A 25,736-nucleotide genomic window follows, 5' to 3' on the forward strand; every position below is an offset into this window, starting at 1 on the left:
CTCCTGGTGCTATCGCCGGGTATTCTTGGAATCCAGAGTCGGATTCAGTGATTGTTTGAATTCTTGATGGCGCTCGAACACCATCGGGTCCATGGGAGCAAGCAGCTCAGACGCATTGGTTTCCAGAGCGTCCCTGGTACGCCTTGGCAATGTCGGCGGCTGCCACGGCAAGATATAAACCACTCCCGGGCTGTCCTCGCCGGAGGTCGCATTAATGCCATCCACAGTCAGTGCAACTGTTTCCATTGCGGCAGATTCCACTGCCTGTGTGCCGGTGTTGCTTGCAGCATTCTGTCCAAAAGCGGACGGCGACAAGCAAAGGGTAATGACACCGACCGCCCTCAGTAGCATTGTTCCCAGTGTCCAGACCGTCATCTAGTTAAGCCTCCGCTCGAGATCGGCAATCCAGCCGGCAACCTGCTGACTGTCCTGCCCATTCAGTTCGCGAAACGCACGGTAGTGCCTCAAGGCCAATTCGAGATCCAGCAAATAGAGCTCTGCAATAACCGCGAGGTTGTAGTGCAAATCAGCTACGTTTGGGGAGTACTCAAGCCCCTCCTGCAACAGACTGACCGCCGCCTGGAATTTTCCCTGCTCTCTCAGTAAAAGAGCCAGATTGTTGGCAGAGACCGCATCGTATGGATCAAGGTCAAACGCTGTGCGGTAGGCCTCAATCGCCCCTTCCTTTTCGCCCTGCTGCCGAGCGACCCAGCCAAGATATGCGTGTATTTCGGACACTTTCGGTCGCTGAGTTTTTAGCGCCTCCAGAACAGATCGGGCGGACGCCCAGTTTTCTAAGTCAAGAGCCTCTCGCGCCGACTCCATCTGGGCCTGCTGCGCATCTGTCAATGGCTCGGTCTTCACAGCCTGCCTTTTCTGGGGCACTGCATCCGTCTCAGACAGGTTCTTGGACGGGCTGCCTGCACAGCCCACCAGCAGGACACCTAAAAAAACCAGGCAATAGCTACGCGTCATCATTGGTTTCCTCACTGCTATTACTGCGAGTCATCCAGCGCACTGATCGGGAATAGCGGCCAGGGAACAAAGTGGCCAAAACCTGCAGACTTTGCTCTACCCACTGATCAAAGACGCCGTCCGCCAAGCGCTGATGATTCTTTTCATGCATGGAAATAGCCTGTTCTTCGAACGGATAGGCCTCTTCCTCCAAAAGCATCTGGTACTGCATCGCCTCCAGCTCACTCAGTTCAGGTGGCGGTTCAGACGCCATCAAATCCTTTGCCAGTTGACGATAGAGTTCGGCGCGCTCGTAGGTAGCCCTCGAAATCACAGAATCACCACCGAATTGCTGAGCCTGTTCATATCGGGTACGAGCAGCTTCCAGCAGGCGCTGCTTCCTGCCGAGTGAATCTGCCAGCGGTACCCTCAGCTCTACCGCAGCGAAGCGGTTAGCTTCGATTTCGGCCAGTGACAGGGCTGCCTGTCCCGACCAATTCAGGGTTTCTTCAGAATGCCACTGGCTTCCCAGTTCGGAAGCAACCATGTCTTCGCGGAATTGAGTGGCCGATACATCTGATTCAATCAAACGCTGTCTGAGCATCTGGTTGCGGAGGTGTTCATCCGCCACTCGGGGTTCGATGACGTCGGGATCCTGACTGAGGAAAGCAAGGTAAATGCTGTTGCGCTTATCCGTTGCGCCCGCCTCGTGATACAGCTCTGCTGCTCTGAGCTGGTCAGTCATGGGCGGCTCTTCGCCGCCGCTGCCGGACATCAGCTCATCCGCTGCGCGCACAGGTTGGTCTGACGAAACGTACGCGAACACCAGTTTTTCGCCGATGCTGGCCGACAAGCTGTGTGACGGGAAATCCTGGCGGAAACGTGAAAGTTCGTTGACTGCAGCAAGCCAGCGCTCTGCTCTGAGCAAGGTGTTCGCCGCGTCGTATCGACCCTTAATGGCAATATCTGAGCCGGGGAGCGCACTGTCAATGCGTTGGAAGTGAGCAACCGCAATGTCAGTTTTACCAGCGTCCGCTGCATTTTCGCCCTGACGGTAGATACTCGTCGCCAGTTGTCGGCGTAGTGACTGCAGTTCTTCGCCACTCACAAAGAGATCCGAACTTTCGCCTGCCAGCTTGAGTGCTTTGCGCCAGGCGTTCTCGGCAAGACCGAATTCTTTGTTGATAACGTGGGTTTCACCCATTACCAGGTGGGCGCTGTATCGGATTTCATTGTCAGAGGCCGGATGATCTATCGCGGCACTGGCAAACGTAGCGGCCCGCTCTGCGCGACCGTCCGCCAATAGCCGGTTTGCAACATCCGAACTCAGTCCGGCAACCCGTGAATCTGTTGGGAATCTTTCTGCCCATTGTTGCGCCGAGTCCGCAAAACGCCCCAGAGGAACGTTGAGTGAATACTGGCCATCCAGGGCATTACGCTCGATCAGCAAGGCAGCCCAACCGGCATCGGCTGCACCATCGTATTCTTTCGCTCCGTAAGCAGCTTGTCGGTAGTCAGACAGTGCGCGCTCGTACAGTCCAGCCTGCAGCGAGGCATCGCCAGCGAGACGTAGCGTTTCACCCGGCCTTTCCTGCCGTGTTGCCAACTGCTCGTAATACTCCGCCGCAGTCGTAAAATAAGAAGCTTTGGTCGTGCTGTCGGCCGTTTCACCCTGATCGTAGTGGTAATCCGCCAGGCGCTTGGTGAAGTCTTTCCACAGCTGCTGATCACCGCTATTCAGACCGGTATAGCGGTCAGGATCGCTGTACGCTGCGACGAAGTCTGCGCGAGCCCGCCGAACCTTCCCTGGCTGACCCGCCATGCGCCATACATCCACCGATTGGGCATAGAATCCCGGCGTCGATGGATGTCCCGCGAACTCAGCGATGTAGGCGTGATTAACCGCGTCACTCTGCGAATAATCGCCCCTGGTGGCATAGAGATCCGCCAGCCGGTCATAAAGCAGATGGCTGAAATCAAGCACTGAAACCTCAGACCCTGATTCTTCGGACCATTCGGCGATCGATTCCACGCCCTCAGCTTCGGCGGCCATCAACGCCATAATCCGGAAGGTATCTTCAATCAGCCCCGCGTCTGCAGAAGCCACTTCGGTAAAACCAGCTGTCCGGTCACTGAAACCGCCCAATACCGTCAGAAACGAATCTGCAGCACGCCGCCATGCGGTCGGTCCCTGTTTGTATTGACTCCAACCCATCATATATCGGGCTTTCGTTTTCAGGTCGTCACCACCCTTACCCGAAATCAATCTGCCATATTCGGATTCAGCCTCCGCATAGTTGGCCGACGAAAAAGCCGATTCAGCAATGCGGAAGCGCGCCTCTGGAACCAGGTCAGAATTCGGATACAGACCGACCAATTGTTTAAGCCGATCGGTAGAAGCCTCCATTTGGCCGACGAAGGCGTGCGCTTTGGCCATCTGATACAGCAACTCATCCAGATTGCCGTAGTAGGAGCCCTTGTTGATGATGGCTTCGTAGCTGGCGATGGCCTCGCGATAGTTACTTGTTTCGGTCTGCTGTGAAATGCTGACGTCCTCATCCGTTAACCGCTGGATGTTGGACAGCCTCGATAGAGCGTCAATGCGGACTTCGGGCTCCTCGGCATTGTCGAATAGCTTCTGGTAGCGCCGGGCCACTTCAACGGGTGAGATTGCAGGCATCGGCTGGGTTTTGAACTCCAGAAACACGGGCCGCATGTCGCCGATTGTTTCACCGTCACGGCCAAGCTCAACCCGGAAGGATTCCTGCGCCTGGGCAGCTTGGGCGCCAATCACCAACAACGGAAAAAGGAACGGAAGCAGGCGACTCATTGGCTTCCCCCGCCCAGATTCTGTAGAGCCAGGTACTCGTATAAATGGGCAATCTGCTGCTCCGCTCTTTCCAGCGCGACCAGCATTCGCTCACTTTCCTGGTCGATGTAAGCCAGAAATTTCTGATCCAGAGCTGCGTTGGCTTTCCGGAGCACATCTGTGGCTTTACGCTTGCGGTGGTCCAGTTTTTCCAGAGCATCGCTTGCCTTCTGGTGCAGCACACGAAGACGCTGGTCACGCTTATGCAGTCGCTTATCGAACCGATCTGTGGATGTTTCAAGATCCTTCAGTGTTTGCGCGAGGTGCCGGATCGTTTCCACAGACGATGAACCGGGTGTCGCATTCTGCCGCGCTGCGATCAGTCGTGCACTGATGGACTCGATTTCCGTTCGGACGTGTCCAAGCGCAGGCTTATTGTCACTGGCGCTGTTGGCAAGGCGTTCATCCAGAACAGACGTTAACACCTTCAAGGTGTGCTCCTGTCGCTCCATCCTGGCAAGCATCGAATCCAACTCCTTGACCCGATGAACCGCCGCCTGATTGCCAGCATTTTCCATAAACCGAAGAAGGTAGGCGCTTCGGGGCTGCGTGAGCATCCGGCTATCAGCAAGGAACCATTCGGCTCTGGTTTCGCCGGCATCTGCCAACAGCGCTGCGTAAGCCCCCTTCTCGCGAACCATGTCAGCCAATTTACGAAGCGTCACTCTCTCGCTTTCGTAGGTGGCACTGGCAGAAAGAAAGGCTTCGCCGGCCTGCCCCAGATAGCCGGTCAAATCGTACCCACGGCCGGTGCCAAGCCAGGACTCGGCCACGCCTGAAAACGCAAGGGGGTACTTTTTCGCCCGATGCCAGGATTGCATGGCGTCACGGTGTTTGCCTTTGCCCGTCAGTGCAAGCCCGTGCAAATACAAGCCCTGTGGTGTGCTGTAGCTATCCAGCCTAACTTTTTCCAGGAAGGTTATTGCCTTGTCGTAATCCTCGCTTTCATAGGCCAGAAGCCCCGCGCGCACCAGCAGCTGCGCCTTGAGAGCCTCGCCACGTTCCTTGTTAGGATCTTCCTCCGCCATAGCCATGGCAACGCGTAGTGAGATCAGGGCACGGGAGGGGTTCAGATCCCGGCTGCCATAATCGGCGGCAATATTCATGTAACCCAGTGCCGCCCAATACCCGGTATCCATAGACGCCAGTATCTTGCCCGCGGTGTCTGGTCGGCCATTCGTGCGGGCCATTTCTGCAAGCTGATAACTTGCTTGCTGCTTCACTTCGCCATGCCCTTTTTGAGCGGCAATCTGAAGCAATCGACGTCTCTCTTCCTGGTCATTGGAAACCAGGCTGGATTTCAAGAATGCGGCCTCGCCCCGGTAATAGTCTCCTTCAATCAAGGCATCCAGCAGCCGGACGGCCTCGCTTTGACCGCCCGTCTTCAGAAGCGCTTTCGCACGAAGGAGATAGTCTTGCTCGGTCTCGGCATTTTGGGTATACCGCAGAGCAAGCGCACCGTTCCCGGCGCCAAGAGCAAACTGCGCGAGACCGCGATCCAGCTCGGGGTGTCCGGTCTGAGCGTATGCCGACACACCTGCGGCCGAGAACAAAACTGCCAGGGCCCAACGCTTGAAGGTCATGCGGTTATTCAATCCTTGCACAACATTACCCTCGCTCTATTTCCATTCCTGGAACGAGACAACCGGTTCGTAATCTGGCGCAGACGCATCCAGCGTCATCTGGATACGCGATTCACCGGGGCGTTTACGGAACTGGTGACGCACTTCGCGCCTGATGAAGCGCTCGTTCGCCGATCTGGCTGTCAGCACCGCTTTAAGCTGGTGCCCACCGTGGGGGAGATTTCCGATGTACAGTCTTTGGATACCGCCCTGGCGAAGGGACTCCCGCTCTCGATCGGTATAGAGGTGCGAGGAAACTGGGCTGCCGTCGAGGTAGAGCTCGATCGAATCAAGTTCCAGCCCCTCTTTGTCTTTCAGCGCTAGAAAAACAGCAACCTGAGTGTCAGCGGGATGAAGCACAGACTCTTCAATATCAAACAGGGTCTGACTCAATGCCGCCACGTCAGATTTCAGTTGATCGATCTCTCGATCCAAAGCTTCAGGATCAGCAGCATGGGCCGACCCAATCGTCAGACACAGGGCAAACACAAGCCATTTAATCGCGTGATGTGGGCCAACCATGAGCAAGACGCCTCTTGAAAACTTCTGTTACGGAATTCGCTGGCAGAGTAACACTTGGTAACAGCCAAGAACGGTATACAGATCACCAATTGAGCATTCCAGAGTGTCGGATTATTTGACACCAGGAGCCTTGATGAAGAGTGACGGGGAGTATTCAATGGGCAGCTTAGAACGTAACCCATTGTTTAATAGGGGCTACCATTAACTGGTACCTTAATTGCTGCTCAGAAAAGGCGGGGCGGTGTTTTAACAGCCCCGTTTGATATGCCGAGCTTCGCCGATGCCCTCAACGCATCGGCTTTTTTTTGCCTGCAGCGCGGGTCAACGGGTGAGCTCGCGCTACTTGCTGAGCTGCCGCATGGCCGACTCAAGACCTTCAATCGTCAGTGGGTACATGTGATCGTTCACCAGCTGGCGAGTCATTCCCAGAGAACCACCAGTGCCCCAGTAGCTTTCCGGCAGAGGGTTCAACCAGACCACCTTGCGGAAGTGATCGCTTATCCTCTGAAACCAGGTTGCCCCGGCCTCTTCATTCCAGTGCTCGATCGAGCCGCCCGGATGAGAAATTTCGTAGGGTGCCATGGTCGCATCACCCACGAAGATCACTTTGTAGTCCGGCGTGTACTTGTTCAGTATGTCCCAGGTACTCGTCGTCTCGTTCATCCGGCGAATGTTGTTCTTCCAGACGCTTTCGTAGATGAAGTTATGGAAGTAAAAATACTCCATGTGTTTAAACTCCATCCGCGCGGCAGAGAAAAGCTCCTCACACACCCTGACATGGGGATCCATAGAGCCACCCACATCAAAAAAGATCAGTACTTTCACCGCATTGTGGCGCTCTGGCACCATCTTGAGGTCCAGGTAGCCCGCATTGCGCGCCGTTGAGCGGATGGTGTCGTCCATATCCAGCTGATCGGCCGCACCCTGGCGGGCAAACTTACGGAGCCGGCGCATCGCCACTTTGATGTTTCGTATACCAAGAGTCAGGCTGTCGTCCAGATCTTTGAATTGCCGCTTTTCCCAGACCTTTACCGCACGACCATGGCGCCCTTTCTTCTGGCCAATCCGGAAACCCTCCGGGTTATATCCGTTAGCGCCAAACGGCGAGGTTCCGCCAGTACCAATCCACTTGTTACCGCCCTCGTGTCTCTCTTCCTGCTCTTCCATGCGCTTCTTGAAGGTCTCGATAAGCTCTTCAAGACCACCGAGGGAGTCGATTTTCTCCTTCTCTTCGTCAGTAAGCTGCTTCTCGAACTCGGCCCTGAGCCAGTCGTCCGGGATCAGCGCCTCCATCAGGTCGTCCAGATTCTGGATGCCTTCGAAGTAAGTCTCGAAAGCGCGATCAAACTTGTCGAAATGGCGTTCATCTTTCACCAGGCACAAGCGCGCCAGGTAGTAGAACTCTTCCATATCGGCGAAAGCCAGGCGGTTCTGGAGCGCTTCCAGGAGGTCCAGAAACTCTCGCAGGCTTGCGGGCACCCTCGCCCGTCGGACTTCCAGAAAAAAATCAATCAACATAAGACGTAGCTCTTGCTGAATTTCAGCTGCGACGGCGCGCCATAAACGCCAGTTTCTGCAACAGATGTACGTCCTGCTCGTTTTTCACAAGCGCGCCGTACAGGGGCGGAAGTGCCGTGCTGGAGTCTTTCTCCTGCAGCATCTTGGCTGACAATTCATCCGCCATCAGCAGTTTCAACCAGTCGATCAGTTCTGATGTGGACGGCTTTTTCTTCAGCCCCGGCACCTTGCGCACGTCAAAGAATACTTCCAGCGCGTCGCGAACCACCTGTTGCTGAATACCGGGAAAATGCACGTCCACAATGTCCTGCATGGTGTCGTGATCCGGGAAGCTGATGTAATGGAAAAAACAGCGACGCAGAAACGCGTCGGGCAACTCTTTTTCGTTATTGCTGGTGATCACCACGATCGGGCGCTTTTTCGCGCGCACGTACTGTTGGGTCTCGTAAACAAAGAATTCCATCCGATCCAGCTCCAGAAGAAGATCGTTCGGAAATTCGATGTCGGCTTTGTCGATCTCGTCAATCAACAGCACCACCTGCTCGTCTGCTTCGAAGGCTTCCCAGAGCTTGCCTTTGACAATGTAGTTGCTGATGTCCTTCACCTTCTCATCGCCAAGTTGCGAATCACGAAGGCGCGATACCGCGTCGTATTCGTACAGTCCCTGCTGGGCTTTGGTGGTGGATTTGATGTGCCAGGGAATCAGCCGCATTCCAAGGGCTTCGGCCATTTCTTCGGCCAGCAAGGTTTTCCCGGTACCGGGCTCGCCTTTGATTAACAGGGGGCGCTGAAGTGATATCGCGGCATTTACGGCCATCTGCAGGTCATCCGTCGCGACGTATTTCTCGGTACCAGTAAACTTCATGGACATCATTCCTATCGGGCTAACGGTTTAAACGAGTGTTTGAATCTGATCACAGTATAAAGAAGTGAGTATCGGCTGATAAGGGTCGCCAGATTCTCCGCTAATAATCTACGGTCACTCCCCTTTTTTGGGATCATCCTCGTCCGCGTCTGTCTTGTCTTCCGGAAGATCGTCGAATTCCGACAGATCAAAGTCCTCCAGGCCGAACTCTTCGTCGTCGTCTTCGTTGTCCTCGGAAGACTCGTCGTCAGACTCGGAAGCTTTCTCCGATTCAGGCTCCTGCTCGGGCTCGGGCTCCTGCTCCTGCTCTGGCTCCAGCTCTGGAACCTCTTCGTCTTCTGGCGTTTTTGAAGCCTCAGGCTCGGGTTCCGGTGTGTCTTCCGATTCGTCCAGCTCAGGAATCACTTCCTCATCACCGTCATTATCATTTTCGTCGTCACTTGCCTCAGTCTCCGGCTCTGGTTCTTCCGAGTCGGGTTCCTCTGGCTCTGGCTCAGGTTCGGGTTCGGGCTCAGGCTCAGGCTCAGGTTCAGGTTCAGGTTCAGACTCAGGTTCTGGTTCTGGCTCAACTTCAACCTCAGGCTCGAGCTCGTCGGAATCCTCTTCAGGGTCATCCTTTCCCCCCGAGTTTTTCCGGGCAAACCAGAACCATAGGCCACCAGCAATCAACAATAACGCCGTGCCACCACCAGCCGCCCAAATCCAGAAAGACGTTCCCTGCTCGGACTCGGGTTCAGCAGGCACTTGCACCGGTTCTTCAGGTGCGGACGGTTCTTCCACCTCACTTATATCAATGGGACCGGATTCGGTCGTCTCAATCGGCTCTACAGGCTCTGTTTGGGGCTCAGAAGGGACGGGTTCAGGCTCAGACCGTTCTGGCTCTGAAGACTCGGGCGCGGCTGATTCCGGCGCAATGAAACGAGTGACTGCAGAAAACTGGCGTGAAAAGGTGGTTCCGTCGGCAATGACCTCAAGATCATAGTCGCCCGCGGCTGGAAGGCTGGCGATCTCGTCGGTGTAGATACCATTTGCCGGCGGCTGATTCTCGGCAAGAATCTTCGATCCACTTCGACCATCGCTGGACGTCAGTCGCACAATGACATTGATTACGTTGAGAAAATCGGGATTCTCTATGCGGCTGTCTTCTTCAAAAAAGGCAATATTCAAAGAGATAGGCTCATCCGCCGTAAAGGTTGGCGGCACCGGGCTGACCACCATTCGCAGGTCACTAACGACGGTGACTCGGCTACCCTCGCCCAGCTCACCGTTTACCTGCCAGTCTCCCGCTTCAGGGTCGGTCACGGTAATCAGGTCATAGCCTGTTTCCGCAGCCCAGCGCATATTGCCGGCTATCTGATTTTTCGAGTAGGTTGCACCATTCGGGCTGATCAACTCCAGCGCTCTCGTCTCAGAGGTTTCATCCTCCCCCCAGAAGATTAACGCCGTAAATTCTTCGACTCCGCTATCAACGGTAAAACCCTCTTCGTCCAGGGGAATTTGATCCTGCGGCACGGCGGCATTGAGGGCTTTCAGGAATGCGCGATTTAACCCTTCGGCCGATTCAGTCAAAGAGAAGTGCCCTCCGGATTCTGCGGCAAGCGCCTCGAGCATCTGCAGATCCGCTTCTTCTGACAGCGCGACCGTGTGCAAGGTTGCTCCCCGATCCTTCAGCCCACTCAGCAGCGGGCCAAGAATACGGCGACGCTCAGCGGCATTGACCGCGGGGTCATCTGCAAGATCCACTTTGCCATCGGTCAGCAATATGAAATCGGTATTGCCGAGGTCCTGCCCGCTCAGATAGGGATCGCTGGCCTTTTCGATGGCCTCTCCCAGGTTGGTTCTGAGCGCGACAGAATTGATTTTTCGAGATTGTGCCACTGCATTGTTGCGCCAGGCGTCATCCACTTCACCGTGCGGCACCAGCATGTTGACCCACTGACCAAAGGTCCAGACGCCTGCTTCTGCGCCGTCGGGAATCATGCGGGCGAGCAGACGAACGGCTGGTTGACGAAGATTGTTCGGGTCATTCGCTTTCATGGACCCGGATATGTCCACAATGATTCGGACATCCCCCTGCCCCGGAAGTTGCAGCTCTTCTGTCTGCTGGCCATGCAGAGCAGGCGTTACCGTCAGAAGCAATACAAACAAAAGGGCAGTCAATCTATGCATGCTGTCTCCGCAAAAATCCCGATTTATAAGAGTGATTGCAAAAGCGCCGGGCTCCTTCAGCGCTTAACGAGGCGATATCGAACCATATCCAGAATCCAGATGAGCAACATGACCAGACTGGCGATACCCAGATTCAACAGCGCCCGACCGGCTTCATCACTATTGCCCAGAATGGTCTCGTAACCACCGTGTAACCAGGCAGGCATCCACCAGCCCGCTACCTCGCTGGATTCAACGGGCGTCAGAAGCCCCACAACCAGCACCGACTGAAGAAGCGTACGAATTCCGTATACCGGAATCAGGCGGAACAGCCTGGATATCGCATAGAAAAAAACAACAAAAGCGACGGCGTAAAACGCCCAGAACAGGCCATAAGCCAGATTAGTTTCCGCGTCCATCATGATTCAGATTACCCAGTGAATAATGTGTTCTTCCCAGTCTTCTTCGGCCACTGCCCCTTCCGACTGTACCCGGTGACGCACCGAAATGCCTGCCTCATGAACTGAATTCGGATCGCCGGAACGCAGTGGATGCCATTCCGCCAAAGGACGCCCCTCTGCAAGTCGCCGATAGGCGCAGGTATGTGGCAACCAGTGAAACTCGCCGATGTTGGCAGGCGTCAACACAGTGCAAGCAGGCACTTTCTCGAGACGCTGGGGATATACCGTACACCCGCAGGTGTCCTGATCCATGTAACGGCACACCAGATCGGTGTAGTAAACCTCCCCCGTGTCTTCATCTTCCAGTTTTGCAAGACAACATTTTCCGCAGCCATCACACAGGGATTCCCATTCGGCGGCCGTCATTTCATCAAGACGTTTACGCTGCCAGAAAGGTATCTCTGCAATCATTCAGCACCTGGCTCCGGTTTTTTCCGGAAATCAACCACAAAACTGCTTTGATCCTCAGGCATCTGCAGGTAGAACCCCTTGTCCTCAATGGCATCCAGAACCTGCCTGCCATCCGTTCGGGCCAGCTTTCGTTCTGGTGTAAGAACGAGGTCCATAGAGTGAACGGGCGCGCCAAAAATACCCTGCAGACTCTCGGGAAGCTCGCCCCATTCCTGTCCGCGTTTTACAAAGATATAGGTATCGAGCTTTTTACTGCTGCGGAATACGGATACAAACGTTTTCTGTGTCATGCAGCCAATGCTTCCTCGAGCCTGCTACGAATCGGCGCGATCACTGCTTCACGCCATCCGCTATTGAATAGACCGGCGCTGAGATCGCGGTTCTGCACCACTGCTTCAAGCCGCTTGCGTGGTGCCAGAAGCTCCACCGGCACATCTCGCGCCTCTGCCGCTTCCACCATCATCCGTTTGATCTGCTTGTAGAGCAATTGATCCTGTCGTGGCAAAGGCGGCTGGATGACCTCTATTGTAGAGCTATCCGAATTTGCCGCCACTTTGATCAGATCCAGTAGCTGGTCACCGTACCGGCGCACAACAACACTGGGCACACCCTTGATGGACGATAACTCTCTGGCATTGTCGGGCAAGGATTCGGCAATACTGATGAGTAATGCGTCCGCCAGTACTCTGTTGCGGGGACGGTCACGTTTTCGGCACTCTTCTTCACGCCACTGGACCAGAGCTTTCAATACACCCTGTTGTTGACGACTCAGGGTCCAACCACCGCGAAGTTTTCGATAGTGGTCCTCAACCTGGTCCTGAGCGGCCAGGTCTTGCGTAAACCGATCGGACTCTTCCACGACGGCATCAATCATTCCACGCTGCTGTAACAGCCCCCAGATGGTTTCGTACATCGGCAACAGAAAACGTATGTCATCGGTCGCATAGCGTTCCTGTTCATCGGTCAAGGGCCGCGCAAGCCAGTCCGAACGGGTTGCGGACTTGTCCAGAACCTCGCCAAACAGCCTTTCAACAAGGCGCGCGTAGCCAACGGAAAATCCCAGCCCCGCCATGGCAGCGCCAATCTGAAGATCAACGATGCCTGCGGGTTCCAGCGACAGCCAATGTCGAAACAGCTCAAGATCCTCGCTCATGGCGTATAGGAGCTTGCGGCGATGGGGGTCAGCGAGCATTGCGCGAAATTGCTCACTGGACTGGGCTACGGAAGGATCTACCAGCCTGAACTGATCACCCAGCCCCAACTGGACCAACCCGGGAATGGGATAAAAGGTGCTGACTCGCTCGAATTCGGTATCCAACGCCAGAGGCGATTTCGCGTCAGAATTCAACCAACGGTCCAGTTCATCCGCGCTGCTGATCCATGTTGCCCGCTGCGCGGGGGCTGGTGGTGTTACATCCATAGAGTGGCTCGTGGGTTTAGTCGGCTAAAGGTTTGCGACCGCGAAAAGCGTGGGTCAGCGTGAATCCATCGACATAACCTAATTCTCCGCCAACAGGGATGCCATGGGCCAAACGGGTAATCAGGATATCTTTGCCATCCAGTCGATCTGCGATGTAGTGCGCCGTCGCCTCGCCTTCAACGGTAGGGTTTGTGGCCAGGATGAGCTCGGTAACCCCCTCATCCTTTATTCGGGTCAGAAGCCGCTCAATGCCAATTTCCTCTGGCCCTACACCATCTATTGGAGAAAGATGGCCCATCAACACAAAATAGCTGCCCCGGTAATCGCCGGCCTGCTCTATGGCCAGCAGATCTGACGGGCTTTCGACCACACAAAGCGTACCATTGCGTCGCTCAGGCGTTTCACAAATCCCGCATATCTCCGTGTCAGCAAAGTTCTGGCAACTGTCACAGCGACGCACACCGCTCATGGCTTGTTCCAGCGCTTGCGACAAACGGGCGCCACCGGAGCGCCCGCGTTCAAGTAGATGAAAGGCCATACGCTGGGCGGTTTTTTGCCCGACACCGGGCAAGCAACGCAGAGATTCAACCAGCTCGTCTACCAGTGGGCTGAACGCCATGCAGAATCCTCAGTCAAAACGGCATCTTGAAGCCGGGCGGCATGCCCATTCCCGACATCATGCCGGACATCTTTTCCTTCTGGTTTTCTTCAACCCGGCGCACCGCATCGTTCACCGCAGCGGCCAGAAGATCTTCCAGAACTTCTTTGTCTTCAGTCAGCAAGGAAGGATCAATGTCGACTTTACGCACGTCGTGGCGCCCGTTCATGGTGACTTTCACCAGCCCGGCGCCAGATTCACCGGTAATTTCCGCTTTGGCCGCCTCTTCCTGAGCCTTCTGCATCTCTTCCTGCATCTGCTGGGCCTTTTTCATCAAATCGCCCATATTGTTCATCGTGACCACCTCTTTTAACAGTTATTTGCCCGGCCGAATGCTGCCTTCCACAACCCTTGCATCGAATCGTTCAACGATCGATTTCACCAATGGGTCATTCTGGATCGCCGATTCAGCCGCCGCCTGACGGGCCTGGCGCTGTCGCTCTTCCCAGGCCGCCGGAGTATTTCCGGCCGCGTCGCCTATTTCTATCTTAACGTTTATGGCATCGCCAAAACGATTCCTCAATGCCTCGAGGATTTTTTCCTCATGGCGCGCATTCAACAGGCGGGCGTGCCCCTCATCCAGAGTCAGGACAATTTGGTTACCATCCCGTGACATGGCGGCGTTGCTGGCCAGGTTTCCGGGCATACCAACGATGTTCAGGCTGCGAAAGTCCCGTTCCCAGGAGAATTCTCCCGGTTCCGGTTCGGGATCAGCAGCAGGCTCAGGCTCAGGCTCAGGCTCAGGCTCAGGCTCAGGCTCAAAAACAGGTTGGTTGTCCGCCGACTGCGAGTCGAGAGGCTGATCATAGTCCGGCACCATTTCTGGTGGTTCATCCGGCAACGGGGGCTCTTCTGGCATCGGCGGCTCGTCAGCCGCAGGCGGCGCTTCCTGCGTAGATTGCTCTGCTACCGGCTGCGGTTCCGGAGTCAGCGTTTCTTCGACAACCGGTGCCGGGTCGGGCTCGTCCCGTTTATCACTATCAGAGCTGGAAGGAGCACTGCCGCCTGCCGGTGGCTCCCGACGATCCGCGCCAGGACGAAAGGCCAGCATTCGTAGCAGGGTCATTTCAAACCCCATGCGTGCGTCAGGCGTCACTGAAAGATCTTTACGGCCCATCAAGGCTGCCTGATAGAACAACTGGGCGTCTTCGGCACTGACTTGCCGAGCCAGACTCTGAACCATGGCCGCATCGCCCAACGAATTATCGGCACTGCCGGGTACTACCTGCTCCATAGTGACCCGGTGAAACAGAGACAACAGATCCGCAAGGATCACGCTGTAGTCTGGGGCAAAATCCGATATGCGCTGGATTTCAGAGAGCAAGGCCGGCCCATCTTCGGCCACCAGCGCATCCACCAGTCGCGCAACGTCCCGCTGATCTATGGTGCCAAGCATGTTGCTGACGTCGCTGCTGTTCAAGGTCTGGTTGCCGAAGGCAATAGCCTGATCCGTCAGGCTCAGTGCATCACGCATGCTGCCATCCGCTGCCCTGGCCAGAAGCCAGAGCGCGGGTTCTTCAAAGGTAATTTGTTCCTGGGTAAGCACATAGCGCAAATGACCGGCGATGTGTTCCGGCGTCATCCGCTTGAGATTGAACTGCAGACATCGAGAAAGCACGGTGACGGGAAGTTTCTGAGGATCGGTGGTGGCCAGCAGGAATTTGACGTGTTCCGGTGGCTCTTCCAGCGTCTTCAAAAACGCATTGAACGACTGGTTGGTCAGCATGTGCACCTCGTCAATCAGGTACACCTTGAAGCGGCCACGCGTAGGCGCGTACTGAACGTTGTCTGTCAGCTCACGCATATCATCAACGCCGGTGCGGGACGCGGCATCGATTTCAATCAGATCAACAAAACGCCCTTCCTGAATCTCCTGGCAACTGGAACAGGTTCCGCAAGGCGTTGCCGTGACACCGGATTCGCAATTCAGACAGCGGGCGAGCAGACGTCCGATGGTTGTTTTGCCGACGCCCCGGGTGCCAGTAAAAAGGTAGGCGTGGTGCAGCCGCTGATTGTCCAGCGCGTGAATCAGTGCCTGAAGTACATGCTCCTGGCCGACCATATCCTGAAAGGTTTTGGGGCGCCATTTTCTGGCGAGAACCTGATAGCTCATATTCCGTCAACTGCCGCTGAAAAACGGGCTTAACCTTAGCATGGTCAGGGAGGGATAAGAAGATTGGGGGTGACTCCACCAGCGACACTCCGGCACACAAGTCCACCGCTTCGGCTGCTCCCTTCCGGGCCTGACCGGGTTCACGGTTTATCGTTGCGGAGGCACCAATGGAGCCACCATAACGGCTGAAGGACGAAATCCCTCAGAGCGGCGCGCATAGTAGCAAAAGGCCCCGAACACTACAACGGCAAAGGCGTCTCATCCTGACGGAACCAGCAAGCGATGCTGTAGCGCGTGCGATTCGCCGGCAACACCTCATGGGGAATTTCTTCACTCATGAACACAGCCATCCGGCCAAGCTCGGGAGTGACCACACCACAAACTTCTTGTTCGTTGTCCCGGTTAAATACCTGCAATGCACCACCATCAGCCTGATTCCACTGATCATTCAGATAGAGAACCACGCTCACTACCCTCGACGCACGCCCCTTGAAACTGTCTACGTGGCGACGGTAAAAATCACCGGGATGATACGTGGCGTAATGCGACTCAAAGCGCTTGAGCCCCAGAAACAGTCGCCGGTTCAGGCCATTTCTGATCGCCTCGAAGGCCTGAAACAGATCAGACTGAGCCGTTGTTTCTCCCTGAAGCCAGGCAATCTTGTCTCGACGCACCGATCGATCGCGAGTCTTGTCATTTCCCCGCCCTATCCTGGCGGTTTTCAAAGAATCGCTGCGGTCCAGAATACGCACCTCTTGCCGCAAGGCCGACAGCAATTGATCCCCCAGCATTGGCCTGGCATCCACCGTTAGCCAGCCATGCTCATTCAGGCCCTCCGCCAACACATCCAGCCATTCGTCTTCGTAGCGAAGCGAATTGAATTTAGAGATAGGAGTTTGAGCAGCAAGTTCGGTCATGGCGGATGGCTCAGCGCTGGAGAACACGTGTGGATTCTATGCTGTAATCTCGCCCGACACGACGTTTTAATTTACCCTGCCAGTAAGAAATTGCCGAAATAGCACAATTCACTGGTGAAGCCATCCATCCTGAAGAGGTCACGTGTGACAACCAAACCCGGTATCTGGTCATTCACCCGCTGGGCGACAGTCGGACAGCTTGAAGCTATAGAGATACGACATCCGCTGTTCAAAGCACGCATTTTTCTACAAGGTGCCCACTTAACTCAGTTTGCACCAGACGGAGAGCCAAATTGGCTCTGGATGAGCGAGCGGGCATGCTTCAAACCCGGTCATGCCATCCGTGGTGGCATCCCTATGTGCTGGCCCTGGTTTGGTGTTCCGGATAAAAACCCTCCTGAGGTTCGGCGCCGTATCTCCACGGGTGCCTCGCACGGTATCGCGAGAACCGCCTTGTGGAAGCTGGAGGATGTGCGTGAAACCGCCCGCGAGGTTGAAGTCAGCCTGTCGCTGCATGCCAACCGGGACTTTGCTGAAGCCTGGACAGGCAACGCCCTGTGCCTGGCCACTTTTACCTTCAATGAAAATGGCTGTCAGATCGGGCTAACCACCACCAATCTGGACCCATCGCCACTCGCCCTGAGCCAGGCCCTGCACACCTACCTGCCAACCAGTGACATTCATTCCACACGAATCCTCGGGCTTGACGGGGCTGACTACGTCGACACCCTCGAAAACTGGGCCGACGCAGTGCAGCAAGGCGAGGTGTCTTTTAGCGGCGAAACCGACCGAATCTATGCCAGTGGTAACGCACTGACCGTTTTGAGCCCGGACCAAAATCGGATTCTTACGCCTGTGGGCAGTGAATCAACGGTGGTCTGGAATCCTGGACCGGACAAGGCCAAAACGTTGTCCGATTTTCCTGACGATGCCTGGCAGAATATGCTGTGTGTCGAGACGGCCAATGCGCTCTCGGACTATCGAGTCCTCAATGAGGGTCAAAGTCACACTATTGGCGTTATGCTTGGCCAACCGTAATAACTGGAGACGACATGGGCCTGACATCCTACCTGCGTTCGAAGCTGATTTCGGCGGAACTGGACGAGCAGATTGAGCGCGTCCGCAAGCCCATTGGGACCCTCGGATATGATCCCTGGGGTTACAATAACGAATCTATGAAAGTGGGCTTTTCGCTGGCCCGGCAGCTGTACGAGAAATATTTCAGAGTAGAAGCCACCGGGGTCGACAAAATACCTGCCAAAGGCCCCGTGCTGATCATTGCCAACCACAGTGGCCAGCTGCCGATTGATGGCCTGCTGATCGGCTACGCCCTGGCGGCACGCAAGAAAAACCCACGAATTCCCAGGGCCATGATCGAGCGGTTCTTCCCTACCGTGCCCTATCTGGGCAACATCCTGAATGAATTCGGAGCCGTGCTGGGTGACCCGACAAACTGCGCGAAAATGCTGGCCAACGGTGAAGCCGTGATCGTGTTCCCTGAAGGCATACGCGGTTCCGGCAAGCTCTACCACGACAGATACCAACTCAAACGATTCGGCAACGGCTTCATGCACCTGGCAATGAAATACAACGCCCCCATCGTGCCGGTGGGAGTGGTGGGTTGCGAGGAGACCATTCCGGCCATTGCCAACATAAAGCCCTTGGCAAAAATGCTGGGCATACCTTACGCACCGGTAGCCCTTCCCATGGTTTTCCCGGCCAAGGTATTCCTTAATTTTGGTGACCCACTGCGTTTTGATAACCGCGAAATCCCTGAAGAACAGGTGACCGAGCGGGTGGAACACGTCAAAGCGGCCATCAGTCAATTGATCGACACGGGATTAAGCGCAAGGAAAAGGCTGTTCTAATGGCAGATTCGAAGCAAAAACGTCGCAGGCAACACATTCTGATTACCGGGGCCGCCGGCGCTCTGGCGCAACAAGTCATCGACCGGTTGCGGGATCACTGCGACATCGTGGCTGTAGACTTTCGCGAGCAGGTGTATCTTGGCGACGACATTCCCAGCTATTGCATCGATTTCAACAAACGGTCTTTTGAGGATCTTTTCCGTCGATATGAATTCGACGGCGTCATCCATCTGGGCCGCATTCAGTCCAGCCAGTTGACCCGCATGAGGCGCTACAACGCCAACGTGCTCGGCACGCAGAAGCTACTGGACCTCAGCCATAAATACGGCATAGGACGTGTGGTGGTGCTGTCGACGTTCCACGTTTACGGCGCAGTGGCGTACAACCCGGCATTGATTGACGAGGAAGCGCCCCTGAAAAGCGCGGGCCTCAGTGCGGATCTGATTGATTCCGTCGAGCTGGAAAACCTGGCCAATATTTACCTTTGGCGGTATCCGGACCTGAATATCACCATTCTTCGCCCCTGTAACATCGTAGGGCCAGGCGTGCGGAATTCCATTAGCACCCTGCTTGGCAGCGAACGAGCCCCCGTTCTGGCTGGTTTCTCCCCCATGATGCAGTTTATCCACATCGACGATATGGCCGATGCCATTGTGTTGACCTATAACAAGAAACAGCGGGGAATTTTTAACGTTGCCCCGGAAGACTGGGTGGCCTATCAACATGCTCTTAAACTTTGCGGTTGCAGCCGGATTCCCATTCCGTCGATTCCCCCCGTGCTCTCCCGGTGGATACTCAAGACACTTAACCTGCGAAGTTTTCCGTCGTACCTGATGCACTTTTTCAAGTATCCTGTCGTCATAGACGGCAGAGCCTTCGCTCGGGAATTCAAGTTTCAGCCCAAGCGACCGCTCAAGGAAATTTTCCGGTTCTACCGGGATAACAAAAAGCCGGTTTAGTCCGGGAAGCAACGCAGGACGCGAGGGATGCTCAACGATTTAAGCCTGATCAGCCATGCTACCGCTGCCATCGCCTACGCCTTGTTGGCGGTGTTGGTGGCAACGCGCTATCTGCGGCGGGATATTGACCGGTCCATATTTCTGGCTGCACTGGTGTCTGTGTTGTGGGCGTCCTCGCTGGTGACCCAGTCTTTGTGGCAGCAGCCCGGTTTTTTCGTCCGGTATCTGCTCGAGCTTCTTCGTGACGCTGCCTGGGTCACGGTTCTCTTTGCGCTCCTCCGCGACGCCTTCAGAAGCGCCAATCTCAAAGGGCGCATGCGCCGACTCATGGCGCTGGCCACCTTGATTCTCATCCTGTCACTGCTCTTCTCCGGCGCGCTGGAATACCTGCTTGATGCCACCATTCTGGATGGTAAAACCAAGGTGATTGGGCAGATTGCCCTGTCGCTTCTGGGACTGTCACTGGTTGAGCAGATCTGGCGAAACGCCGTGATGTTCGGCCGCTCCAGCATGAAATATATCTGCATTGGTGTGGCTAGCCTCTTCGCCTACGACTTCTTCATGTATGCAGACGCCCTTCTGTTTGGGCACGTGGCTGATTCTTTCTGGAATGCCCGCGGCCTGATCAACGCCGCCATTGTTCCTCTGTTTGCCATCAACGTCATCAACACACGAAAACAACCCGTCGATTTCCAGCTTTCACGCTCAGCCGTCTTCCATGTGGGCGCTCTGGTGCTTGCCGGCGGTTATCTGCTCTTTCTGTCGTTGGGCGGCTACTACGTCCGGATCATGGGCGGAGACTGGGGGGAGGCGCTGCAAGTCCTATTCCTGAGCATTGCCCTTGTATTCCTGGTGCTGCTGGCAACGTCCCGCCGGGTCAGAGCCAGGTTGATGGTGTTTATCGGTCAGAACTTTTTTGACTACAAGTATGATTATCGCGACGAATGGCTGAAAATGACCAGGGAGTTGGCCAACCTGAGCGACAACCCACCACTGCCGGAACGGGTGATACGGATCCTGTCAGGCCTGGTTGAGAGCAATGCCGGAGCGCTTTGGGTAAAAGAGGACCGCGGCGACTTTGTGCTTAAGAGCGCCATCAACCTCGCTCCGCCGAAGTACACCACCATTGATTCCGGCTCTGAGATCGTCAGGTTCTTCGGAGAGCGTGAATGGATTATTGATCTGCAGGAATACAAGCAAGATCCGGTGCGATATAACCTTCTGGAAATTCCCGACCCGATTTCCCAGACCACGGGCGTCTGGCTGATCATTCCGCTGTATCTCGGCAACGATCTATACGGCATTGCAGTGGTTGGTAACCCCTACGCCAGAGTGGAGCTGAACTGGGAGAACTTTGATCTCGTGAAAGTGGTGGCCAGGCAGACCTGTAATCTGCTGGCCCAGGCCGATGCCCAAAGCCGACTTTCCCAGGCCATGCAGTTCGAGGCCGTTAGTAAAGCCTCCGCATTTATGGTTCACGACCTCAAAACACTTATCGCCCAACTGTCGCTGTTGGTCAAAAATGCCCCACGTCATCGGGACAAACCCGAGTTTATCGACGACATGATTCAGACCACCGATCACGCAGTGCGGAAAATGGCGAGCCTGGTTGACCATATTCGCAAACCCGCTGATGAAACGCTTCAAACCGAAGTGCTTGAACTCGGCGAGGTAATCGATACATTGGCAGAGCAGTATTCCAAAGGCCAACCGGCCCCCAGAATTGTCGCCCATCCCGAGAAAATCTGCGTGAACGCCAATCGCGAGCAGTTATACAGCATTCTTGGTCACCTTATTCAAAACGCAAAGGACGCCACCCCGGCCGACGGCGAGATCACCCTCACCCTCAAAACCGCTAAAGACAACGTGGTACTGTTTATTCAGGACACCGGCGCTGGCATGACAGAAGAATTCATTGAGTCCAGACTGTTCAAACCGTTTGAAAGCACTAAAGGGCTGACTGGTATGGGGATCGGTGCCTACCAGGCCAGAGAATATGTGCGCAATGTCGGGGGGAACATCGATGTCACCAGCGAACCAGGCGTAGGGTCCTGTTTTTCGATACGTTTCCCACTGGTGAGATCGAAAGCTCTGGTTCCACCAGAGCAAGATGCGAACCTTGATGACTTTCGGCCCGACGCGGCCCACAGCGCCAAATGATTGGCGAAGTGTGGATTTGCGGTGACTGACCATTGCAAAGTGTCAATGATCGGTTAAGAATCGGGGTCGGGGAATAGATGAAACTCGATAGTACAAAAAAGGATTTTCTGCCGTTGTGAGTAGACGACTTTTAATTGTTGAAGATGACCCAGGGTTACAAAGCCAGATGCGCTGGTGTTTCAGCGACGACCTGGAAGTAGCGCTTGCTTCAGATCGCGAATCTGCCCTGACGGCATTACGACGACTGGAACCAGAAGTCATCACTCTTGACCTGGGTTTGCCACCGAATCCGGGCGGCGCCTCGGAAGGCTTCAAACTGCTTGAAGACATTCTTCGGCTGGCACCCATGGCCAAAATCATTGTTGTGACTGGCCGTGAAGAAAAAGAAAACGCGGTCAAAGCCATCGGCATGGGCGCCAGCGATTTCTACCAGAAACCGCTGGACGCAGACATCCTCACGTTTGTGGTGAATCGTGCCTTTCGGTTGGCCGAGCTTGAGCGGGACAACCGGGAGCTTTCGAATCAACGCAACGGCACCAACATCAAAGGCATTGTGGCTGCCAGCAGCCAGATGCTGACGATCTGCAGAACGCTCGAAAAAGTCGCCCCCACCGATGTCACCACCCTGATCACCGGGGAGACCGGCACGGGCAAGGAACTTCTGGCTCGGGGGCTTCATGACCTGAGCCAGCGGGCCGATCAACCTTTTGCTGCCATCAACTGCGCCGCCATTCCCGAAAACCTGCTTGAAAGCGAACTGTTCGGCTTCGAGAAAGGCTCCTTTACGGGTGCGACTCAAAGCAAGAAGGGCAAAATTGAAAGCGCCAACGGCGGCACTTTGTTTCTGGACGAAATTGGCGATATGCCAATGGCTCTGCAAGCCAAGCTACTGCGCTTCCTCCAGGAAAGAATGGTAGATCGCGTGGGTTCAGTGAAGCCCATTCCCGTGGACGTAAGAGTGGTGTGCGCCACCCACAGGGATGTTCAGAAGCTGATAGACGATGGCAGTTTCCGTGAAGACCTCTATTACCGGATCAGCGAAATAACGCTGGACGTGCCCGCACTTCGGGATCGCGAAGGTGATGCGCTGGTTATTGCGCAGTCGCTATTGAAATCACTGGGAAAACAGATGGACCGCCCCAACCTCACGTTCACCGAAGACGCGGTGGCAGCAATCAACGCGCACCCCTGGCCCGGGAATGTGCGGGAGATGATCAACAAAGTGAAACGCGCCACCATCATGGCCGATGGAAAACGCGTGACCGCCAAGGACCTCGAGCTGAGCTGTGAAGCTGACGATGCAGACGGTCAGCTGAATCTCCGTCAGGTTCGTGAACGCGCCGAACGCGCTGCCATTGTTCAGGCGCTGCAGAGCTGCAGCTACAACATGGCACAAGCGTCGCGCTTGCTGGGCATTACCAGGCCAACGCTTTACAACCTCACTGACAAGTATCGGATCGAAACAAATTCCGAGATATCCGATGTATAAAGAGAATTCAGGGAACCTACAACAACATCTAAAAGGGACAGGATCAGGGTCATGAAACCAGAGTCGACACTGCGTGCAACGTTTCTTTCAATCGCTATCTCTCTTGTGCTTGCAGGCTGCAGCGGCGACGACAATGAAATGAGTCAGGAAGAAATCCAGTACATCAGCCACTTGGACCAATCACGCTTTTTTCAACGTCAAGGAGAACTGAAAGCCAGTACCCGCGAGGCTCGCAGCGCCATTGAGATGCAGCCCGGCCGACCAGATCCCTACCTGGTCATCATCGATAACCTGTTAACTGCCGGAGACGCTCAGAACGCCGAGCGTCAACTCGAAGGTTTTCTTGAGTCAGTGCCGGACGAAGCCATGACACAGGCGCTGAAGAGCGATGCTCAGCTCATTTTTGCTGAAGCCAATCTGATGCAAGGCGAATTCGACGAAGCGCTGGCGGCACTGGACAAGCTTGAATCGCCAGACCGGGCACAGCAGCAGGAGGCAGCCATACTCAAAGGCCGCATCATGCTTGCAATGGAGCAGCCCGGAAAAGCTCAAGATGCTTTTGAAAACGCAAACAGCATCTCGGCGTCAGCCAGAGCACAGGTTGGGTTGTCGCGGGCTGCCTGGCAATTAGGCCAGGAACAGGCCATTCAGGATCGCATTGCTAAAGCAGAGGAAATAGACCCGAATTCACCCGAGCTTTGGTTGTGGAAGGCCTGGATCGCAGAACAGTCCGGTGATTGGGCGGCGGCTGAGGAAGCCTACATTCAGGCGCTGGAAGACATTGGTCGGTACGACATCATGACGTTCCGAAAGTATGAAACCATGTCTGCTCTCATCCGTGTTCTACGTGAACAGGGTAAATCATCCGAGGCCTTTGTTTACGAAGAGATTTTGGCAAAATCTGCGCCGGGAACGATCAAGAGTAACTTTATCGCGGCAAAAGAAGCCTACGAAAATGGCGACGTGAACGACGCTGCACGTTACCTTGAAGAGATACTTGCCCAGGCTCCGGGCAATGAACAGGCCTCGTTGTTGTTAGGCCTTGCTCGATTCCGTCAAGGCAGGGTTGAAGAGGCTGAGAAACTCCTCGCCCCGATCGCAGAGCTGGGTGAATCAGAGTTGGCCAGCAAACTTGTCGCCGCCTCTCGGCTTCAGTTAAGAGACCCTGTAGGCGCCCAGAAAATTCTCGAGAATCTGGATTCAGCGAATACCGATCCGTCCGTTCTGGCCATGGTCGGCGTTGCTTCGCTCTCTACCGGAAACGTTGAAGTGGGCGAAGAACTTTTGCAAAAGTCCCTGACACTTGCGCCTGAGAATCATAATCTTCGCTCTAGATACGTTCGATATCTCATCGCAAGCGATCAAATTGACAAAGCCTTTCAGCAAATCGAAGCGCTCAAGAAAAATGGTGGCGATGCGAATCTGGTGAAGCCGCTGTCAATAGAAGCCCACCTTGCCGGCAATAATCGCAATCAGGCTACTGCAATGGCGGATCAGTGGATTGCTGAAATGCCGGATAACCTCAACGCGCTGATGGCCAGAGGCCAAATTGCGGCGCAGGATGGCAACTTCAAGGCAGCGGCTGATTACTTTAACCGGGCGGCAGCTGCTCACGAGGACAACCCGTCTCCTCTAGTTGCCCTCGCCCGCGTCGCCTTGGCGGAAGATCAGATCGACTTAGCGAAACAGCGGTTCAACCAGGCAGCAATGCTCAGCCCCAATAACATGCAGGCTTTGCAGGGAATGGCGTCGGTTTATCCGGCAGAAGAACTCAAACAACAGATGGAAACGTTGGTGGAACAACACCCTTCCGCGACGGCTCCCAAATTGATCCTGCTTGAAATTGCCTTGTCCAACGGTGATCAGGATTATGCAGACAAACTGTCAGCAGACCTGCTAGATCGGGAAAGCCCTGAAAGTCCGGCAGAGGCATCGCCTGCGGTCGCGAGAATTTATAATGGCGTAGGAGCCAAGCTTCGCCGCAGCGATAACACAGACGCAGCGCGTAAGGTCCTACAACGCGGTCGCATTCTCTTCCCGGAGGACGAAAACATCGCTTTGCAATCAGCCTCCCTTGCATTCAGTCAGGACGAAGCGGAACAGGCGCGACGCATCCTGCAGGAAGTCAAACAACTGCACGATCAGTCAGCCCGTCCCTACATTGTCGAAGCTGACTACTTTTCAAGCAACGAGCAGTATCAACAAGCTGCAGAGCTATACCAGTTAGCCATTGAAAAAGGAGCGGGCCCTGACGTAAAGCTTGCCCTTGCTCGCTCTTTTGCACGTGCAAATCGGATGGAAAAGGCTCTTGAAGTACTCGAGGCTGCCAATCAGAACCATCCGAACAATCAGGCTTTGTTGGTTAACACCGCCATGCTGCACCAACAGGATGGAAGCACCGCAGAGGCAATGAAAGCCTACGAACGTGTATTGGATGCATTCCCCAATAACCCACTCGCGTTAAATAACCTTGCCTGGATGTACTTCGAAGAAGGAGACGATCGTGCAAGTGAGCTATCCGCAAAGGCCTATAGCCTGAGCCCTGAAAGCGCTGCCATTGCGGACACACACGGATGGATACTGTTCAAAGCCGGGGATACCAAGGCAAGTCTGCCCATTCTGGAGAAGGCCCACAAGCTTGCGCCAGATTCACAGGAAATTGCGCTCCACTTGGCGGAAGCCTATCGAGCCGCCGGCATGAACGACGAAGCCAAAGCTACCCTCGAAAAATTCGAGAACGAGGGCACCGACTAAGACTGCCAACAGGCAGTCAAATCAAAAA

The 25,736-nt window shown here is 55.1% G+C and carries 22 protein-coding genes and 1 other RNA gene; 6 read left to right on the forward strand and 17 right to left on the reverse strand.

The genetic code is table 11. The features are described from left to right. Positions 1 to 9: 9 nt before the first annotated feature. The 17 genes from QLQ17_RS09865 to QLQ17_RS09945 all read right to left on the reverse strand — a co-directional run bounded on the left by QLQ17_RS09865 (position 10) and on the right by QLQ17_RS09945 (position 16,478). Positions 10 to 375 carry a hypothetical protein gene (locus tag QLQ17_RS09865; RefSeq protein WP_283209413.1) on the reverse strand — a complete coding sequence of 122 codons (366 nt, stop codon included), beginning with the start codon at positions 373 to 375 and terminating at the stop codon, positions 10 to 12. After that, positions 376 to 975, reverse strand: a complete 600-nt coding sequence (locus QLQ17_RS09870; RefSeq protein WP_283209414.1) for a tetratricopeptide repeat protein — start codon at positions 973 to 975, stop codon at positions 376 to 378. It abuts the gene before it with no gap. Beyond that, positions 965 to 3,784, reverse strand: coding sequence for an outer membrane protein assembly factor BamD (locus QLQ17_RS09875; protein WP_283209415.1), 2,820 nt, complete (start codon positions 3,782 to 3,784; stop codon positions 965 to 967). Before QLQ17_RS09875 ends, QLQ17_RS09870 begins: the two co-directional genes overlap by 11 nt. After that, positions 3,781 to 5,406, reverse strand: coding sequence for a hypothetical protein (locus QLQ17_RS09880; protein WP_283209416.1), 1,626 nt, complete (start codon positions 5,404 to 5,406; stop codon positions 3,781 to 3,783). Before QLQ17_RS09880 ends, QLQ17_RS09875 begins: the two co-directional genes overlap by 4 nt. A 36-nt stretch (positions 5,407 to 5,442) precedes the next feature. Further along, positions 5,443 to 5,967, reverse strand: a complete 525-nt coding sequence (locus tag QLQ17_RS09885; protein ID WP_283209417.1) for an AraC family transcriptional regulator — start codon at positions 5,965 to 5,967, stop codon at positions 5,443 to 5,445. Positions 5,968 to 6,306: 339 nt separating this feature from the next. Further along, the gene (locus QLQ17_RS09890) at positions 6,307 to 7,485 is read right to left on the reverse strand and encodes a vWA domain-containing protein (RefSeq protein WP_283209418.1); all 1,179 of its coding nucleotides are present in this window, start codon (positions 7,483 to 7,485) and stop codon (positions 6,307 to 6,309) included. 22 nt (positions 7,486 to 7,507) lie between these two features. Then, positions 7,508 to 8,350: an AAA family ATPase gene (locus tag QLQ17_RS09895; protein WP_283209419.1), complete on the reverse strand. Its 843-nt coding sequence runs from the start codon at positions 8,348 to 8,350 to the stop codon at positions 7,508 to 7,510. A 114-nt stretch (positions 8,351 to 8,464) separates the two neighbouring features. Then, on the reverse strand, positions 8,465 to 10,519 hold the full coding sequence (locus QLQ17_RS09900) for a VWA domain-containing protein (RefSeq protein ID WP_283209420.1): 2,055 nt from the start codon (positions 10,517 to 10,519) through the stop codon (positions 8,465 to 8,467). Positions 10,520 to 10,575: 56 nt separating this feature from the next. Then, positions 10,576 to 10,920 carry a hypothetical protein gene (locus QLQ17_RS09905; protein WP_283209421.1) on the reverse strand — a complete coding sequence of 115 codons (345 nt, stop codon included), beginning with the start codon at positions 10,918 to 10,920 and terminating at the stop codon, positions 10,576 to 10,578. Positions 10,921 to 10,923: 3 nt separating this feature from the next. Continuing rightward, positions 10,924 to 11,370 (reverse strand): YcgN family cysteine cluster protein, encoded by a 447-nt coding sequence (locus tag QLQ17_RS09910; RefSeq protein WP_283209422.1) that lies wholly within the window; start codon positions 11,368 to 11,370, stop codon positions 10,924 to 10,926. Continuing rightward, a complete protein-coding gene (locus QLQ17_RS09915; RefSeq protein WP_283209423.1) occupies positions 11,367 to 11,660 on the reverse strand; it encodes a YcgL domain-containing protein in 294 nt (97 codons plus the stop codon). Before QLQ17_RS09915 ends, QLQ17_RS09910 begins: the two co-directional genes overlap by 4 nt. Beyond that, positions 11,657 to 12,790 carry a ribonuclease D gene (locus QLQ17_RS09920; protein WP_283209424.1) on the reverse strand — a complete coding sequence of 378 codons (1,134 nt, stop codon included), beginning with the start codon at positions 12,788 to 12,790 and terminating at the stop codon, positions 11,657 to 11,659. The genes QLQ17_RS09915 and QLQ17_RS09920 overlap by 4 nt, the downstream gene beginning before the upstream one ends. A 16-nt stretch (positions 12,791 to 12,806) precedes the next feature. Next, on the reverse strand, positions 12,807 to 13,409 hold the full coding sequence (recR, locus tag QLQ17_RS09925; protein WP_283209425.1) for a recombination mediator RecR: 603 nt from the start codon (positions 13,407 to 13,409) through the stop codon (positions 12,807 to 12,809). Positions 13,410 to 13,422: 13 nt separating this feature from the next. Then, positions 13,423 to 13,743, reverse strand: coding sequence for a YbaB/EbfC family nucleoid-associated protein (locus tag QLQ17_RS09930; RefSeq protein WP_283209426.1), 321 nt, complete (start codon positions 13,741 to 13,743; stop codon positions 13,423 to 13,425). 21 nt (positions 13,744 to 13,764) lie between these two features. Continuing rightward, positions 13,765 to 15,561 (reverse strand): DNA polymerase III subunit gamma/tau, encoded by a 1,797-nt coding sequence (dnaX, locus tag QLQ17_RS09935; RefSeq protein WP_283209427.1) that lies wholly within the window; start codon positions 15,559 to 15,561, stop codon positions 13,765 to 13,767. Between the two features lie 73 nt (positions 15,562 to 15,634). Next, positions 15,635 to 15,731, reverse strand: an RNA gene (gene ffs / locus QLQ17_RS09940) — signal recognition particle sRNA small type. A gap of 69 nt (positions 15,732 to 15,800) precedes the next feature. Further along, positions 15,801 to 16,478 (reverse strand): 2OG-Fe(II) oxygenase, encoded by a 678-nt coding sequence (locus tag QLQ17_RS09945; protein ID WP_283209428.1) that lies wholly within the window; start codon positions 16,476 to 16,478, stop codon positions 15,801 to 15,803. 144 nt (positions 16,479 to 16,622) lie between these two features. Here QLQ17_RS09945 and QLQ17_RS09950 point away from each other — a divergent pair, with 144 nt between their 5' ends. The 6 genes from QLQ17_RS09950 (at position 16,623) to QLQ17_RS09975 (ending at position 25,708) form a co-directional block, all read left to right on the forward strand. Next, positions 16,623 to 17,516 (forward strand): D-hexose-6-phosphate mutarotase, encoded by an 894-nt coding sequence (locus tag QLQ17_RS09950; RefSeq protein WP_283209429.1) that lies wholly within the window; start codon positions 16,623 to 16,625, stop codon positions 17,514 to 17,516. 14 nt (positions 17,517 to 17,530) lie between these two features. Further along, the gene (locus QLQ17_RS09955; RefSeq protein ID WP_283209430.1) at positions 17,531 to 18,346 is read left to right on the forward strand and encodes a lysophospholipid acyltransferase family protein; all 816 of its coding nucleotides are present in this window, start codon (positions 17,531 to 17,533) and stop codon (positions 18,344 to 18,346) included. Next, positions 18,346 to 19,305: an SDR family oxidoreductase gene (locus tag QLQ17_RS09960; RefSeq protein ID WP_283209431.1), complete on the forward strand. Its 960-nt coding sequence runs from the start codon at positions 18,346 to 18,348 to the stop codon at positions 19,303 to 19,305. Before QLQ17_RS09955 ends, QLQ17_RS09960 begins: the two co-directional genes overlap by 1 nt. Before the next feature lie 27 nt (positions 19,306 to 19,332). After that, positions 19,333 to 21,465: an XrtA/PEP-CTERM system histidine kinase PrsK gene (gene prsK, locus QLQ17_RS09965; protein ID WP_283209432.1), complete on the forward strand. Its 2,133-nt coding sequence runs from the start codon at positions 19,333 to 19,335 to the stop codon at positions 21,463 to 21,465. Between the two features lie 115 nt (positions 21,466 to 21,580). Next, complete coding sequence (gene prsR / locus QLQ17_RS09970) at positions 21,581 to 22,954, forward strand: PEP-CTERM-box response regulator transcription factor (protein WP_283209433.1); 1,374 nt, start codon at positions 21,581 to 21,583, stop codon at positions 22,952 to 22,954. Between the two features lie 51 nt (positions 22,955 to 23,005). After that, positions 23,006 to 25,708 (forward strand): tetratricopeptide repeat protein, encoded by a 2,703-nt coding sequence (locus QLQ17_RS09975; RefSeq protein ID WP_283209434.1) that lies wholly within the window; start codon positions 23,006 to 23,008, stop codon positions 25,706 to 25,708. Positions 25,709 to 25,736: the final 28 nt, after the last annotated feature.

Origin of the sequence: Marinobacter sp. CHS3-4, from assembly GCF_030053415.1 — a bacterium.
GTDB lineage: Bacteria > Pseudomonadota > Gammaproteobacteria > Pseudomonadales > Oleiphilaceae > Marinobacter.